This window comes from Paenibacillus pinistramenti, from assembly GCF_005869875.1.
Lineage (GTDB): Bacteria > Bacillota > Bacilli > Paenibacillales > Paenibacillaceae > Fontibacillus > Fontibacillus pinistramenti.
On record NZ_VAWG01000006.1, the window covers coordinates 1 to 14,106 of the forward strand.

At 51.4% G+C, this 14,106-nt stretch carries 14 protein-coding genes; 1 reads left to right on the forward strand and 13 read right to left on the reverse strand.

Going from position 1 to position 14,106, the window contains the following annotated elements; translation table 11 throughout:
- Nucleotides 1-326: 326 nt before the first annotated feature.
- From FCN15_RS09290 to uptA, 13 genes are all read right to left on the reverse strand, one after another.
- On the reverse strand, nt 327-1,202 hold the full coding sequence (locus FCN15_RS09290) for a nucleotidyltransferase-like protein (protein WP_203232116.1): 876 nt from the start codon (nt 1,200-1,202) through the stop codon (nt 327-329).
- A 180-nt stretch (nt 1,203-1,382) separates the two neighbouring features.
- On the reverse strand, nt 1,383-3,098 hold the full coding sequence (locus FCN15_RS09295) for a glycosyl hydrolase family 18 protein (protein ID WP_138494743.1): 1,716 nt from the start codon (nt 3,096-3,098) through the stop codon (nt 1,383-1,385).
- A 127-nt stretch (nt 3,099-3,225) separates the two neighbouring features.
- Nucleotides 3,226-3,651 (reverse strand): peroxide-responsive transcriptional repressor PerR, encoded by a 426-nt coding sequence (perR, locus tag FCN15_RS09300; RefSeq protein ID WP_275259486.1) that lies wholly within the window; start codon nt 3,649-3,651, stop codon nt 3,226-3,228.
- A 127-nt stretch (nt 3,652-3,778) separates the two neighbouring features.
- A complete protein-coding gene (locus FCN15_RS09305; protein ID WP_138494744.1) occupies nt 3,779-5,644 on the reverse strand; it encodes a DUF4097 family beta strand repeat-containing protein in 1,866 nt (621 codons plus the stop codon).
- 179 nt (nt 5,645-5,823) lie between these two features.
- Entirely contained in the window at nt 5,824-6,741 is a 918-nt protein-coding gene (locus FCN15_RS09310) for a prenyltransferase (protein ID WP_138494899.1), read from the reverse strand.
- A 321-nt stretch (nt 6,742-7,062) separates the two neighbouring features.
- A complete protein-coding gene (gatB, locus tag FCN15_RS09315) occupies nt 7,063-8,505 on the reverse strand; it encodes an Asp-tRNA(Asn)/Glu-tRNA(Gln) amidotransferase subunit GatB (protein ID WP_138494745.1) in 1,443 nt (480 codons plus the stop codon).
- An 18-nt stretch (nt 8,506-8,523) separates the two neighbouring features.
- Nucleotides 8,524-9,975 carry an Asp-tRNA(Asn)/Glu-tRNA(Gln) amidotransferase subunit GatA gene (gatA, locus tag FCN15_RS09320; protein WP_138494746.1) on the reverse strand — a complete coding sequence of 484 codons (1,452 nt, stop codon included), beginning with the start codon at nt 9,973-9,975 and terminating at the stop codon, nt 8,524-8,526.
- 30 nt (nt 9,976-10,005) lie between these two features.
- A complete protein-coding gene (gene gatC, locus FCN15_RS09325; protein WP_138494747.1) occupies nt 10,006-10,293 on the reverse strand; it encodes an Asp-tRNA(Asn)/Glu-tRNA(Gln) amidotransferase subunit GatC in 288 nt (95 codons plus the stop codon).
- A gap of 198 nt (nt 10,294-10,491) precedes the next feature.
- On the reverse strand, nt 10,492-10,872 hold the full coding sequence (locus FCN15_RS09330; protein WP_138494748.1) for an ATPase: 381 nt from the start codon (nt 10,870-10,872) through the stop codon (nt 10,492-10,494).
- Between the two features lie 132 nt (nt 10,873-11,004).
- Entirely contained in the window at nt 11,005-11,229 is a 225-nt protein-coding gene (locus FCN15_RS09335; protein ID WP_138494749.1) for a hypothetical protein, read from the reverse strand.
- A gap of 206 nt (nt 11,230-11,435) precedes the next feature.
- Nucleotides 11,436-12,068 (reverse strand): MBL fold metallo-hydrolase, encoded by a 633-nt coding sequence (locus FCN15_RS09340; protein WP_138494750.1) that lies wholly within the window; start codon nt 12,066-12,068, stop codon nt 11,436-11,438.
- A gap of 27 nt (nt 12,069-12,095) precedes the next feature.
- Nucleotides 12,096-12,668, reverse strand: coding sequence for a thioredoxin family protein (locus FCN15_RS09345; RefSeq protein WP_138494900.1), 573 nt, complete (start codon nt 12,666-12,668; stop codon nt 12,096-12,098).
- Between the two features lie 2 nt (nt 12,669-12,670).
- Nucleotides 12,671-13,279, reverse strand: coding sequence for an undecaprenyl phosphate transporter UptA (uptA, locus tag FCN15_RS09350; protein WP_476703847.1), 609 nt, complete (start codon nt 13,277-13,279; stop codon nt 12,671-12,673).
- A gap of 178 nt (nt 13,280-13,457) precedes the next feature.
- On the opposite strand from uptA, the gene FCN15_RS09355 reads away from it, so the two are divergent.
- A complete protein-coding gene (locus tag FCN15_RS09355) occupies nt 13,458-13,778 on the forward strand; it encodes a dehydrogenase (RefSeq protein ID WP_203232120.1) in 321 nt (106 codons plus the stop codon).
- Nucleotides 13,779-14,106 lie beyond the last annotated feature (328 nt).

The following is a 14,106-nucleotide window of genomic DNA, read 5'->3' on the forward strand; positions in this document are numbered from 1 at the left end:
GCCAGCGTTCGTCCTGAGCCAGGATCAAACTCTCCATAAAAGTAAAGTTTGTAGCTCATTTTGAATCTGACGAGTTGTTACTCGTTGTTTATTTCTCACTCGTTGTTCAGTTTTCAAAGATCAAACTCGCTTTTACTCTTCACCGCATCTCAGCGGCGACTTTTATAATATATCACATCGTCCAGCTTACAGTCAAGCATTTTTTTAAAAAACTTTTAAGTGCTGACTGCTTGAAGCTTGGCTGCCTTTTTTAGCGGCGAGATTTAATTTAACATATGCTTAATAACTAAGTCAACACCTAAATTGAAATGAATAGCGGCCGGCCATCATATCCAATATAAGATCCCTTGACCGGCAGCTTCTTTGATCTTTGTATTCGTTGTCTGCTTAATTACTGAACGATACACAAGCTTTCGCAGCACCATAGGCAGCTCTTCTCTTATATCCTGCAGTTCTGCCTTATGCAGCAATTCTTGAAGGCTCCAGGGTTCTTTGCGGCTGCGCAGAATGCGAAGAAGCAAAGTGCAGCTATCCGCCATTTTCGTTACAGCTGAAAATTCAAAGGCAAGCAAAGCCAATTCCAGACGCTGCTCTAATGTCTCCATACTCGAGCTCACCTCGGAGTACAGCTTATAAGAAGGCGTATTAAGAGCATGCAGCTCTTCCCAGATCTGTCCTTCAATTCTCACGCTGTTCTCCAAAAGCTCCAAACGGCCCAAATGCTGCAGTCCCATTATTATGGCTGCGTAAGCATCCAGAAAGTGACCATTTTGATTTAACGTTTTGGCTTCGGTATAAAATTTCAGGAAGCTCGCAAATTCCTTAAGCTTGCGTTTCTCCCGTACAGATTGTTCAAAATCAATAATACGTCCTCTCAATTGCTTCAGTTCCTCCCGCTTATCCCAAATAACCTCTCCTTGCAAAAAACAGCTCAACAGCTGAGCGTTATCTCCGGAAACTGCCCATCTCTCCAAATCACTGCCTGTTACGAATAACACTTGGCATTCAAATAAGCCAATTTGGATATGTTCCGGGCCGGGCTTCTTATCTAGATCTTTGCAAACAACGAGAATAAGGAAGTCAAAATCCAGCATAATTGCGTTATGGATGCCATTTGCGGTTTGGCGGCAGCCAATCGCTCCAAAGGTGTTCGGTCCTATCAGTTCATCGTTAATAAACAATGATTTCACGGTATCCTCCATCACGGTCAGGCGTCGTTACGCAAATACCCCTGCTTATAAATTTCTACAATGCATGTCAGTTTCCTGCTTCAAAATCACGAATCCATTCTCTGCTTCAAGAAATTTGGATTAAAAATAAAATCCCCCGGGAGAAACTCTCCCAGGGGTTGGAATTCTAATAATAACCGCCGAATTAACCGGTTAATCGGCGTTGACCTGCTTTAATACCGTCCAGGCATCTGCGGAAGCAAAGCTTCTGCTCCAGGAGGCAATTCCGGCCAGGTGCAGGCTTTTTACAAGTTCAACTCTCTTCAGTAATGACTCGCTGTCCTCAAGCCAGATTCTTTTTAATGCGCCGTCTTCTTCATATTGTACGTAATTTTGACCCGTATCTGAGGAGACAGCAGGCGTGAGCGAATACTGCTTAAGAATGCTTTGGGCTTTGTTCATGCTGATCGCCTTGGAGCTAACTTCAGTCACCCCATCTGTTATCGTTTCAGTCCAAACGCGGGTATACAGCGGGACGCCTAAAATCAGTTTGGACTCCGGAACGGCGTCTTCCGTCAAGATTTTGTTAACCGCATCTTCTGTCCAAGGCAGTGAAGCAACCGACCCGGAAACCGGGCTGGCGGCCCAATGCTCATCATAGGCCATGACAACCATATAATCGACTAAGCCGCTTAACGCTTTGCGGTCCAGAAACTTGGACCAGAGCTCGCTGTCCGATTTCGGGGTGACGTCCATCGATACAATCATTCCCTGCGCCCGGGCCAAGGGCCTCAGTTCTCTCATAAATTGCGTGATATTGCCGCCATCTTCTGTTTCTACATTTTCAAAGTCGATATTGATGCCGTCCAGATCTAATTTTCTGGCATAATTTAGAAGTTGATTGATAGCCCGTATGCGCGTTTCATAAGCGGCAAAAGCCTGCTTCGTCAGCTCTGCGCTGAAGCTGTTGCTGTACAGACCCCAGACCTGCTTTCCGAGGGTGTGCGCTTGTTCCACATAATCGGGGTCAGCCTTGCTCTTCACATTGCCTTTGGTATCGGCCAGCTGGAACCAGGTGGGACTGATTACGTTAACACCGGTTAAAGTCCCGATGATATCAGGATCCGCAGGAACCTCGTAGACCGCTTCCCAGGTCATATTGATCTTCTTGCTGCTCCAAGCCTCAACGGCCGGCAGAACTTTTGCTTCCGTCTTGGGAACAGCAGCTTTATCCTTGACCTCTACAAGACTCCGCTTAATGAAGCCGGTATATCCGCTGTTCGTCTGGGCATAATACCAGTCACCCGAGCTGCTCAAGATCCGCAAAGGGGTCTGAGGGGCCAAGTCGGCCAGAATTGCCGAGTGAATGGAGTCTTTTTCACGGAGAGGAGTTGTTTTGCCCTTCTTATCGGCTTCGACAGCGGCATGCTGAATGCTCTCCCCCGGCATGAACACCCGGACGGCTCCCGAAGCCTTGTCCTCTTCAATTTGAACGCCATAAATCTGCTCGATCAGCCCGGCAGGCACATAGACAACACCATTCTGTTCTATTGGGGCGCTGCTTAAGCTGAATGCCGCATTGTTGAGCGTGCCTTTACTTTGGCCTACCTGCACCCGGACAAGCTTGTCAGCAGTTGCTAATATGACAGAACCCGTACCTTCTTCATAGCGCGCACCCTGATCGAGCTTCTCTTGAATCACAGGCAAAGGAAGGCTGAGCGACGAACCGGTTTCGGCGGCAGAGTAAGCTTCTACTTTATCCTTGAAAAAGATCGGCTTGTCCATTCCCTTCCATTCAGGGTCGGTGTGCGCACCATTCGGCACGAAAATCCGGTAAACGATAAATGCGGAAAACAAAAATAAGATCAGCAGTCCCAGCTTGCGCAAAGGTCTTGCTCTTCGCCTCTTCCACTTGTTCTTACGGCTCATTCTGCAATAAATACCTCCGTTGTTGAAATAAATCTTCTAAAAAAGGAAGGACGCGAAGAACCTCCCTTAGGGAATTCTGCACGTCCGTATGATTGTTGTTCGTTCATTGTTCCGCTTAAGCCGCTCTTTACTTGGGAAAGCACTCCTGGCAGACGCCGTAAAGCTCCAAACGATGACCATATACTTTGAACCCCGTCGCATGCTCAGCCGACTCCTCCACTTCATGCAGGGAAGGATAACTAAAATCTTTAATCTTGCCGCACTGCTGGCACACCACATGATAATGATCGGACACATCTGCGTCAAACCGGCTTGAACTGTCCCCGTACGTAAGCTCGCGAACCATATCGGCTTCTATAAAAACCTTAAGATTGTTATAAACGGTAGCTACACTCATGTTCGGGAACTTTGGTGATAGCGCACGATATATTTCGTCAGCCGTAGGATGCTCCATCGACTCCATCAAATAAGCAAGAATAGCATGACGCTGCGGCGTAATGCGGACACCGTTTGATTTTAACTGGTCTAAGGCATGCTGTACCTGTGCAGACATGATGTCCACCGCCTTCTGAAAAATTTGCATGTATTACATGTGTGATTTGTATTATTTTTATTGTACGTGTCCCCTAAAACGTTTGTCAACGCAGCACAAGGCAAAAACCGCAGCCGCCAAATGGAGTTTACTCCGGATCTGTGCGCGAATTTAGCGAGTTAATCGCCTCTTTCTGAATGAATACGTTGCTGTTGCCGTCCAGGGTCACTTTGTATTCTCCGGTTCCCCAAGTCCCCTTAATGGTCTTATCCTCGACCGGGAACGGAAGGTTGGTTTCTATCCCGCCATAACCGCTGGAAGCTTCGAGTGTATAATCTGCTTTCTCCGGCAGGGTAATATGGAGTTCGCCTACTGCGCTGTAAACGTTCCAGTCTCCCCCGATTACATTGGATTTCAGAAGAATTTGACCGTTCAGCGTTTGGGCGGACAGCTTATTTGGAGCTTCATCAATGTCCAGATTGCCATTTTTGGTGCTGATGTCGATATCTCCGCCGGTTGATTTGACAGTAATGTCCCCTACCCATGTAGAAAGCTTGAGATTTCCATAAATACTTTCGGCGGTTAAATTTCCACCTTCGCTCTCGGCCTGGACATTTCCAATAATATCTGAAACGGCCACATCACCGTTAAAGGTCTTGGCTGTCATTTCGCCGTATACGTTTCTGATTTCAACTTTGCCATTTCCGGTCTCAAGACTGGCTTTATCCGCCGCGAGATTCTTGACAAGCAGATTCCCGTTTGTGGTCGCGACCTTTAGAGTCAAGCTGCGATTATAAGGAAGGATGATATTCATGTTCACTCTGGGATGGCGGTTGCCCGAGTCACCGTAGCTCTTGTCCTTGACGGCAAGCTCCAGCGTTTGCCCTGAGGAGGCCTCAATGCCGGTCTGCTCGGCGATTTCTTGAGCTTTAACCGGATCGGCTTCATCTACATAAACCTTATACTGCACTTGAACGTCATAAACCGATTCTCTGCTGATCGTTATATTGCCATTCACGCCGTCTACGGCTAACTTGGTGGTTTCGGATGCCAGCGGAAGATCGAGAGGCATTTTGACAACTGCTGTCCCTTTCTCTTCACTGAATTCCATGCTGGCAGCCGTCAAATCCAGACTGACCTTCTTCCAAAGCTGCACGTAGTGATCCTGCTGGGTAATCGCGAATACGGAGACCGAAGCCGCAAGCGTTAAGAGCAGCCCCTTCAAATCCATCCGGATCCGCGGGCTTCCCTCTGTTCCGCCTTTATTTCTCCCGCGAAGAATATTAAAAATCGCTTCACAGCCCAGTGCCACCAGTAAAATCGGCCACCATTTCAACAATAGAAGCATGGCGTCTCTGTTTAAATACAAATCCAGTATGAGCAAAACGCCTACAGCAGCCAAAAAGATCGCCGCCGTTAACCGTCCGGTCCGCTTAAAGCGCCTCCGGCTCTCACCGGCAGTCAGCACGGCCGCAGCAGCCAGAAACAGAACTGCGACCGCATATCCGCCGTAATTCTGAATAAACAGCGTAAACCATTCCGGCTGCTGGCGAAGCAAAAATAAGAGCAGACCGCCGCCAATCATCAGCCCGCCAAGACCCAGACCGCGCCGGATGCTCTTACCGGCTGAACGGCGGCTTCCTTCTGTGTCTCTGCCCCTGCGGGCGTTCCAGTAATCCGTGGATTGCAGCACATCATAGATGCTGTAGAAGTAGATGACCGGTACGAGAAGGACAAGCAATATTAACAGCGGCACATTAATGTGCATGCGGGAAGAAGAAAAATAAACCAAAGAAGCCGCGTCGATCAGGATGAGATAAATAAGCGTAATCCCTTTGCCGAAGAGCTTCAAATAAAGGTGCCCGAGACCCGGTAACAGGGCTGCTAGCAAAACCGATACCAGCTTGAGCTTCCGCCTTCTCGGCATGAAACCCGCGCTCTTCCGGCGGGATGCTGACTCCTGGGGTTTCTGCTTCCGCTTGCTTCCATCCTTGTAAGAAAAGTAGTTAGCCATACGAATTCAACTCCTGTGTTTGGCCTTGCCTTTAGGTTATCATACCCGATTTCCGGATCGTCCGTAACCAAGTCCCCAAATCAGGCTGTTTCCGGACAGCAAAAAGACCTCTTCATCTGCCGGTTTAGTGAGAGCCGGCGAGAGAAAGAGGCCCGGAGCATGCAAGGGATATTTTTGCGTTAGATTAGAATCTGTACTATTAAAGCAGCAGACATGATCAAGCCGCACCACATGGAAGCATTCAGCGAGGCACCCATCAGCGGCAAGTATGCGGGTGAGGGGTTCTGGCTCTGCAGCCCGCGGTAAACCCGGTAAAGCGGCAGAACGGACAGAACAGCCAGCACCGCATAAAACGGCAGTGTCCCCGTAAAAATACAAATCAGCAGAAGGACATAAGCCAGCACGGTCATTACCCGGGACAGAACAAGTGCTCTGCGTTCGCCCCAAACGACAACCAGAGTGAATTTGCCAGCCTTTTGATCGGCCTGCCAGTGCAAAAAGTGATGGTTAAACAAAAGCAGCGTTGTCAGCAGCCCGACAGGCAGCGACAGCAGAACGGAACGGAGACTGAATTCCCCAGTCTGCACAAAATAAGCCCCGGTCACAGGCATGATGCCAAAAGCAAAGAGAATTGCCACTTCACTGTAGCCTTTGCCCCGGTAACCAAACCGCAGCGGAGGCGCGACGTAAAAATAGGCGATAAGCGCCCCAACAACTACAAAATACATAAGCTCCCAGCCGCTGAAAATACAGAGCAGCACGCCGCAGACCACGGCAATCAGCAGAAACAGCCAGGTCATTCCGGCAAAGGCCTTCTCCGACATAATTCCGCCTGTGAGCAGGCCGGAGTTGGTAGAAACAAGCCCTTCGGTCTCCTGCGCCGCCGTATCGGTCCCGTTGCGGTAATCCCACAAATCATTAATCATATTGGAAAAGAGATGTGCCGCTCCCGCTCCCAGAAACGCCAAAATAAATAAAACCGGATGAAACTCTTTCTCCCAAACATAAGCTGCTGCTGTCCCCAGAACGACCGGAACCAGCATAACGGGAAGTGAGTAAAACCGGGTAGCTTTAAGAAATAACTGCCATTTGCTCATCGCCACCTCAGGTGCCTCCATTCTTTTCTTAAAATTTGTTGTACGTATAACAACATGTAATTATACAACATGTCCAGCGCGATGGAACAAGGAAATGATCTTGAAGTTTAACCAGTAAATGGGATTCATGACGAAAAATCAAAGAAGCGTACCCGCCTGGCGGGACGCTTCTTTGGGAGAAATAGTGGTAAGTCATGCGCAACAGCGCTATTGAGTGCGTCATGCAGCGACAGTGCTGTTTGACTCTGGAAAATGTTTGATTAAGGCTCCGGCTGCTGATTGCTGACAGCCGCTTAAAACGCTTAAAACGCTTAAAACGGCTTAAGACTGCTTCAGCTCGTCAACCAGCAGCTTGTTCGCAAGGCCCGGATTGGCTTTGCCCTTGCTGCGCTTCATAACCTGTCCGACAAGGAAGCCGATCGCCTTGTCCTTGCCTGCCTGGTAATCCGCTACCGAAGCCGGATTGTCGGCAATGACCTCTTTAACGATGGCCAAAATAGCGCCTTCGTCGCTGATCTGCACCAGGCCCTGCTCCTCAACGATCTGCTGCGGAAGCTTGCCGCTCTGCAGCATTTCTTTGAAGACGGTTTTGGCGATTTTGGAGCTGATCGTGCCTTTCTCAATCAGACCAATCATCTCGCCCAGGCCTTGTCCCGTCAATTTGACGTCGGACAGCTCAAGGCTATTGCTGTTCAGGTAGCCAAGCAGGTCGCCCATCATCCAGTTCGACACGGCTTTGGCGTCCGAAGTGTGTTGCAGGCTGCTCTCGAACAGATCAGCCAGCTGCTTGGACGAGGTAATGACGCCTGCGTCATAATCCGGCAGGCCAAGCTCCGAGGTATACCGGGCTTTACGCGCATCCGGAAGCTCCGGAATGGAAGCGCGGATGCGCTCCTTCCACGCTGCGTCGATATGCAGCGTAACGAGATCCGGGTCGGGGAAGTAGCGGTAGTCATGCGCTTCTTCCTTGCTGCGCATGGACAGCGTCTTGCCCTGGGCTTCATCCCAGCGGCGCGTCTCCTGCACGACTTGTCCGCCTTCGTCCAGAATCTCGGCCTGGCGGAGCTGCTCGTACTCCAGGCCGCGCTGTACGCCGCGGAAGGAGTTCATATTTTTCAGCTCGGCTTTGGTGCCAAGCTCCTTCTGTCCGTGCGGGCGAAGGCTGATGTTCGCGTCGCAGCGCAGCGAGCCTTCTTCCATCTTCACATCCGAAACATCGCAGTACTGCATGATGGCACGCAGCTTCTCCAGATAAGCCCGCGCTTCCTCCGGCGAAGAGATGTCCGGCTCGGACACGATTTCGACAAGCGGCGTACCGACGCGGTTAAAGTCGACCAGGGAGGCATAACCGCCGTCCACGTGCGTCAGCTTGCCGGCGTCTTCCTCCAAATGCAGACGGGTAATGCCGATCCGCTTCGTTGTACCGTCTACTTCAATATCGATATATCCGTTCAGGCCGATCGGCTGATCAAACTGAGAAATCTGATAAGCCTTCGGCGAGTCGGGATAGAAATAGTTCTTGCGGTCGAATTTGCTGACATCGCCGATTTCGCAGTTGAGCGCCATGGCGGCTTTCATTGCATAGTCTACGGCCTGACGGTTCAGTACCGGCAGAACGCCGGGATGGCCGAGGCAGACCGGACAGGTATGGCTGTTGGGCGGCGCGCCGAATTCGGTGGAGCAGCCGCAGAAGATTTTACTCTTCGTATGCAGCTCCACGTGCACTTCCAGCCCGATGACGGTTTCATATTTGGATGTTGACATAAGAACCTCCTGCTTCACTTAAAGCGACGGGCGCCGCTTATGGTGCTCCGTATGAATTTCAAAGGCGTGCGCGGTGCGCAGCACGGTGCTTTCGTCAAAGGCTTTGCCGATGATCTGCAGGCCGACCGGAAGTCCGTCTGCAAAACCGCAAGGCACGCTGATCGCCGGCACGCCGGCAAGGCTGACCGGGATGGTCAGAATATCGTTCAGGTACATCGTCAAAGGATCGTCCACCTGGGAGCCGATCGGGAATGCCGTCGTTGGAGCCGTAGGCCCGATAATGACGTCGTATTTTTCAAAGGTCTGGTCAAAATCCTGCTTAATCAGTGTCCGGACTTTCTGTGCCTTCAAATAATAGGCGTCATAGTAGCCGGAGCTGAGCGCATACGTGCCAAGCATAATCCGGCGCTTCACTTCCGGACCGAAGCCCTGGCTTCTGGACTCATGATAAAGCTCGAGCAGATTGCTGCTGTCCGCACGCACGCCGTACCGAACGCCGTCAAACCGGGACAGGTTGGAGGAAGCTTCAGAGGAAGCCAGCAAATAGTAGGCGGCTACCGCATATTCCGTATGAGGAAGAGAAACCTCTTCCCAGACTGCGCCCAGCGATTCGAGCGTCTTCAGGGCCTCCATAACCGCGTCTTTGACCTTCGGATCTACACCCTCCAAATATTCTTTAGGCACCGCAATCCGCAGTCCTTTCACATCGCCGGTAAGCGCGCTGAGGTAGTCAGGCAGCTCTACATTAGCGGAGGTGGAATCCTTTGGATCATATCCGGAGATGGCTTGAAGGACGTAAGCGGCGTCTTCAACATTTTTCGTAACCGGGCCGATCTGGTCCAGGGATGATGCAAACGCAACGAGCCCATAGCGGGAAACCCGGCCGTATGTAGGCTTAAGCCCTACTACACCGCAGTAGGAAGCCGGCTGACGGATCGAACCGCCTGTGTCGGAGCCGAGCGTGAAATAGGCTTGTCCGGACGCAACTGCCGCTGCGGAACCGCCGCTGCTGCCGCCGGGAACCCGGGTGAGATCCCAAGGGTTTCGGGTTACCTGGAAGCTCGAGTTCTCGTTGGAGCCGCCCATCGCAAATTCATCCATGTTCAGCTTGCCGAGGGTCACGGCGTCGGCCGCTTTCAGCTTGGTAACGGCTGTCGCGTCGTAAATCGGGTCGTAATTCTTCAAAAACTGACTCGCACAGGTCGTGCGCAGACCTTCGGTCACCATGTTATCTTTGATGCCGGCAGGCAGGCCGAACAGCAGCCCCCGCGCTTCCCCGCCGGACAGCTTCGCATCAAGCTTGGCAGCCGTTTGTTTGGCTCCTTCTTCATTTAAAGCGAGATATGCCTGAATGCGCCCGTCCCGCTCTTTAATTGCGGCAAAGGCTTCGCCGACCAGATCCGTAACGGACAGCTCCTTGCTGTGGAGCCGGTCGTGAAGTTCTTGCAGCCGTAAGTCAAATAACGTCAATGCGTTTCCCTCCTAAAAAATGATTCTCTGCTATTCCAGTACCGCAGGTACTTTAAATTGCCCGTCTTCCTCTTCCGGTGCGTTGCGGAATACTTTCTCTGCCGGAAGGCTCTCCTGCACGACATCGTCACGCAGCACATTGCTCAGGTGCAGGACGTGAGTGGTCGGCTGTACATTGTCCGTATCCAGTTCGTTTAATTTCTCCGCATATTGTAAAATCGCGTTCAGCTGCTCGGTAAACATTTCCTGTTCTTCATTCGACAAATTCAGGCGGGCCAGCTTGGCTACATGCTGGACGTCTTTAGTCTGAATGGACATTCGAGGCGCCCCTTTCCTTCTCTAGGTAATAAATTCATTCTAGCAGACCTTAAGACTGTTTAAAATTATATTGCAGAAAATGATCCAATTCAATGGTGTAAAGCGAAAGAGCGTGCGCCAGCAATCTGCATATTAGATCCGCAGGAACACGGACAAAAAAAGCCGGCCAGCGGGCGTACCGCTGATCCGGCCATTCTTTTAAATCCAAGCCCGCAAATTTACCTGCTTGATAAAATCGGCTGTGGACATCGCTTCCTGTGTTGGTTCTGGTGCTTCCGGCTGCTCTGCATCGCCATTCATAATCTGAAAAAATAATTTTTCGTTATGGGTGGCTAAGGCGAAATCCAAAAGCGCTTCACGTTCGACCCGATCTACTTCCTGCTTAATCAGCTGCTCCTCGGACTCAATATCTCCCTCAGGAACAAAAAAATTCCGGCCCAATATAGGCAAACGGACCACGTAATCAAACGCGTTGTCCGGATTACGGTCATAAGCAATGATGTAGCCGTATTCCCCAACAGGAAGATTCTGCTCGAAAGCATCATCGACGATTACAATTCTCTCTCCCAAACGAAGCATCGTCTACCTCCCTGAAAATATGACTTATTTGTTTAATCCCTATCCTACTAAAAATAGTAGACCGAGGTCAAGGAACACTGCTATCACTTTTAAAGGGAGAACCATGAGAAAGCAGAATCGCCTGAATTCAGGCTATTTCCGCTGTTTAAGCGCCTGAAGCCGGGAATACCAGGGCTGGCTGATTCCCTGTCCGCTGTATTTGACATGATTCCAGACCGCGGAGCTTCCGGTATTCAGATCCGGCTTGCCGGCGGCTGGAGCGGCCGCACCGCCTGTCCTTGCACAAAATTTCTTCTCCGGCACCCGGCGCTGGCCGGTCTGCGGCTCTGTCCGGTCAAATTCGTCGAATCTCTGCATCCTCCTGAAGCTCCCCCTGTCGTCTCTATTAGAAATTTAGATAGAAATTTAGATAGAAAATTAGACAAAAAAAGAACGCAAACCGGGAGAATCTCCACAGCTTGCGTGCTTCGCAATAGTTAACATGTTCAGTTATATTAATCATCCTAGCAAATGATAATAAGACTGTCTAGCATTTTTTGCCTTTATTCGTCTTTATCCAGAAATCAGGCTCCCGGAACATACGGATTGTGACTCCGTTCGTAGCCGATTGTCGTGCGCGGACCGTGTCCGGGATAGACAACGACATCATCTTCAAAGCGGTACAGCGTGCCGCGAATGGAGTCGATCAGATCGTTCTCCCGTCCGCCCGGCAGATCCGTTCGTCCAACCCCTTGCCGGAACAGCACATCACCGGAAAATAAATGCTTCCCGCATAAGAAGCTTACGCTGCCCGGAGAGTGACCCGGTGTATGGTATACCTTGAAGGATTCGCCGAGAAACGACAGCGTCTGGCCTTGTCCAAGATCAAACTCTGCGTCGTCCGTAGCGACAGGTTCGGTCACATCCGTCCACATCAGCGAGCCGTTCAGCTTGGGCGAAGACAGCCACTGGGCTTCTATCGGGTGCACGTACACCGGGCAGTTCTTCAGCTTGCGGATTTGGTCAACTCCGCCAATATGATCAAAATGAGCATGCGTCAGCAAAATCGCCTCGATCTCCAAATGCTCGATCCGCCGGATCAGCGCAGCCGGATTCGAGCCCGGATCAATGATCACTGCCCTGCCGGCTTCGTCTCCCTGCAGCAGATAAGCGTTGGTTTGGAGCGGGCCCAAAGCAAACGAGTCTATTTTTAACATGTCTTATCTCCCCTCATATCTCCCCTCTTATACCCCCGCCAGCAGTTCACGGATTTCCGACACGACATAAGGATGCACCGCCGTACCTTCTCCGTAGGCTTCGATCATTTTGCGGCGCGTTTCGGCCATGCCTTCCTGCCATCCCGGCGCTTCCCTGTCCGGATTCGCGGTTTTAAACGCAGCCATGATCTCCTGGATATGTTTAGGACGCGGCCCCCAGAAGCCAAGCACGGAACCGCCTGTGTCCGCCACGATCACGATTGGAATCGAACGTCCGCCCAGCGTCATGTATTCATCCATCACTTCCGGGTGTTCTTCCAGAATCAATACTTCGGACGGAATCTCAGCAGCCTCGAGCAAACGGAACACGACAGGAATGTTGCGGATAACATCTCCGCACCAGTCGGCAGCTGCAATAAGGACGCGCAAATCGTCACGGAATTTCAGGCTTTCAAAGAATTCGCGGTCTTCCCCGCTTGGCCAGGCAAAGCTGTCGCAGCCCTGCAGAAATGCTTCCTTGTTCTGCGTCATTGCCTCTACAAACTGCTTATGGCTGAGGCCTTTGCCGAATTTATGGGCGACATTGCTCATCCGGCTCATGGTCATGCCCCTTTCTTCTTCTTGTTCGAAAAGATCCACTTAATCAGGAAATAGGCGATCAGCAGAGCCAGCGCAGCGAGCAGAAGCGGCATCGCATACGGCTCCGCCTTCTTATCGATGTCTTCCCAGTTCTCCCCAAGCGCCTTGCCCAAATAAATGAACAGGATGCTCCATGGAATACTGGCAAGCGTGGTCAGCAGAATAAACTTGCTGAGCTTCATTTTGGCGAGCCCCGCCGGAATCGAGATGGCCTGTCTGGCAACCGGCACAAACCGGGCAAAAAAGACCATGCCTGAGCCGTACTTCAGAAACCAGGCTTCGGAGGCGTCGATATGTTTTTTGGTCATGAAAATGTATTTGCCGTATCTGTCCAGCACCGGTCTGCCTCCGTAACGGCCAATCCAGTACAGGAAGATTTGGGCGATCAAAGCTCCTATTGTTCCAAATATAACGGCGCCAACAAAATTGATGTGTCCCTGCGAGACCAGATAACCTGCATACGCCAGCACAATTTCACTCGGGATGACTTCCACCATAAGACCAAGCATGATGCCGAAATAACCCAGCCCTTCAATCCAGTGCAGAAGATTGCTAATAATGTCCGATAGCACAGTTGGACCTCACTCTCCATAGTTATTTCTTTCTTTAAATTGATCACCTGAACTTTGATGTCAGCCGCCAATCTCCAGTCTATTCTAGCATAGGAGCGGACATGCATTCTACTTTGCTCCCCCGGTACCGCTTAAGGGGCGTCCGCATATGCTGTGGAAGCAGAAAGGAGTGATCGTTATGCCGATACAGGGGCCAAAGCCGAAGCATCAAAACGAACTGCCTAGCCCGCGAAAAATCCGCAGAGGCTGCAGCAAAGAGCTGTACCGGGCTGTGAAGCGGATGAACGTGTACATTCCGGAGGAAAAAATAGCCGAGGGCGAAGCCCTCTATTACAAAAAGGTGATCGGCAACCTGATCTGGATCGCCGAAAACCATGCAAACCGCAGGCTGCTTGCCGATTGGTGGGACGAAGCGGTCAGCGGCGAGCTAGCGGCTCTCTGGGAGGTAGACCAGGAGAAGCTGAAGCATGCGTTCCGGGCGGCTTTTTGCGGGGCTTAGGGCTGGGCGGTGAGTAAGGGCCGGGAGGCGGGATGACCGGATTCGATGGCAAGGAAATGCCAAAATAGGCGGAGCAGGATTCAGGCAGTTCTAGCGGGCCAGGCGGGATAGGAGCTGGGAGGCGGGCCTGCTCGTGAAGCGGGAGACAGATTCCGGTTCTGGCAGACTCCGGTGAAGCAAGAGATGAGCAGCGGGCCTGCTGCAAAATGCGGGGCTGCCCTTCAGCGGCTCAGGCGGGCGCTCCAGGAACGGAACGGCGTTCCTGCAAGCGGAATGCGAAAGCCGGATTCCGGCAGTTCTGGCGGGCGGGCCTCCTGTCCGAAGGCCC

Bases quoted from the DNA above. Each gene is read 5' to 3' on its own strand.
- FCN15_RS09330 (WP_138494748.1), bottom strand. From the start codon at position 10,872: ATGCTTCGTTTGGGAGAGAGAATTGTAATCGTCGATGATGCTTTCGAG.
- FCN15_RS09345 (WP_138494900.1), bottom strand. From the start codon at position 12,668: ATGAGCCGGATGAGCAATGTCGCCCATAAATTCGGCAAAGGCCTCAGC.
- FCN15_RS09305 (WP_138494744.1), bottom strand. From the start codon at position 5,644: ATGGCTAACTACTTTTCTTACAAGGATGGAAGCAAGCGGAAGCAGAAA.
- FCN15_RS09355 (WP_203232120.1), top strand. From the start codon at position 13,458: ATGCCGATACAGGGGCCAAAGCCGAAGCATCAAAACGAACTGCCTAGC.
- gatC (WP_138494747.1), bottom strand. From the start codon at position 10,293: ATGTCCATTCAGACTAAAGACGTCCAGCATGTAGCCAAGCTGGCCCGC.
- FCN15_RS09290 (WP_203232116.1), bottom strand. From the start codon at position 1,202: ATGGAGGATACCGTGAAATCATTGTTTATTAACGATGAACTGATAGGA.
- FCN15_RS09340 (WP_138494750.1), bottom strand. From the start codon at position 12,068: ATGTTAAAAATAGACTCGTTTGCTTTGGGCCCGCTCCAAACCAACGCT.
- FCN15_RS09295 (WP_138494743.1), bottom strand. From the start codon at position 3,098: ATGAGCCGTAAGAACAAGTGGAAGAGGCGAAGAGCAAGACCTTTGCGC.
- perR (WP_275259486.1), bottom strand. From the start codon at position 3,651: ATGTCTGCACAGGTACAGCATGCCTTAGACCAGTTAAAATCAAACGGT.
- gatB (WP_138494745.1), bottom strand. From the start codon at position 8,505: ATGTCAACATCCAAATATGAAACCGTCATCGGGCTGGAAGTGCACGTG.
- FCN15_RS09335 (WP_138494749.1), bottom strand. From the start codon at position 11,229: ATGCAGAGATTCGACGAATTTGACCGGACAGAGCCGCAGACCGGCCAG.
- FCN15_RS09310 (WP_138494899.1), bottom strand. From the start codon at position 6,741: ATGAGCAAATGGCAGTTATTTCTTAAAGCTACCCGGTTTTACTCACTT.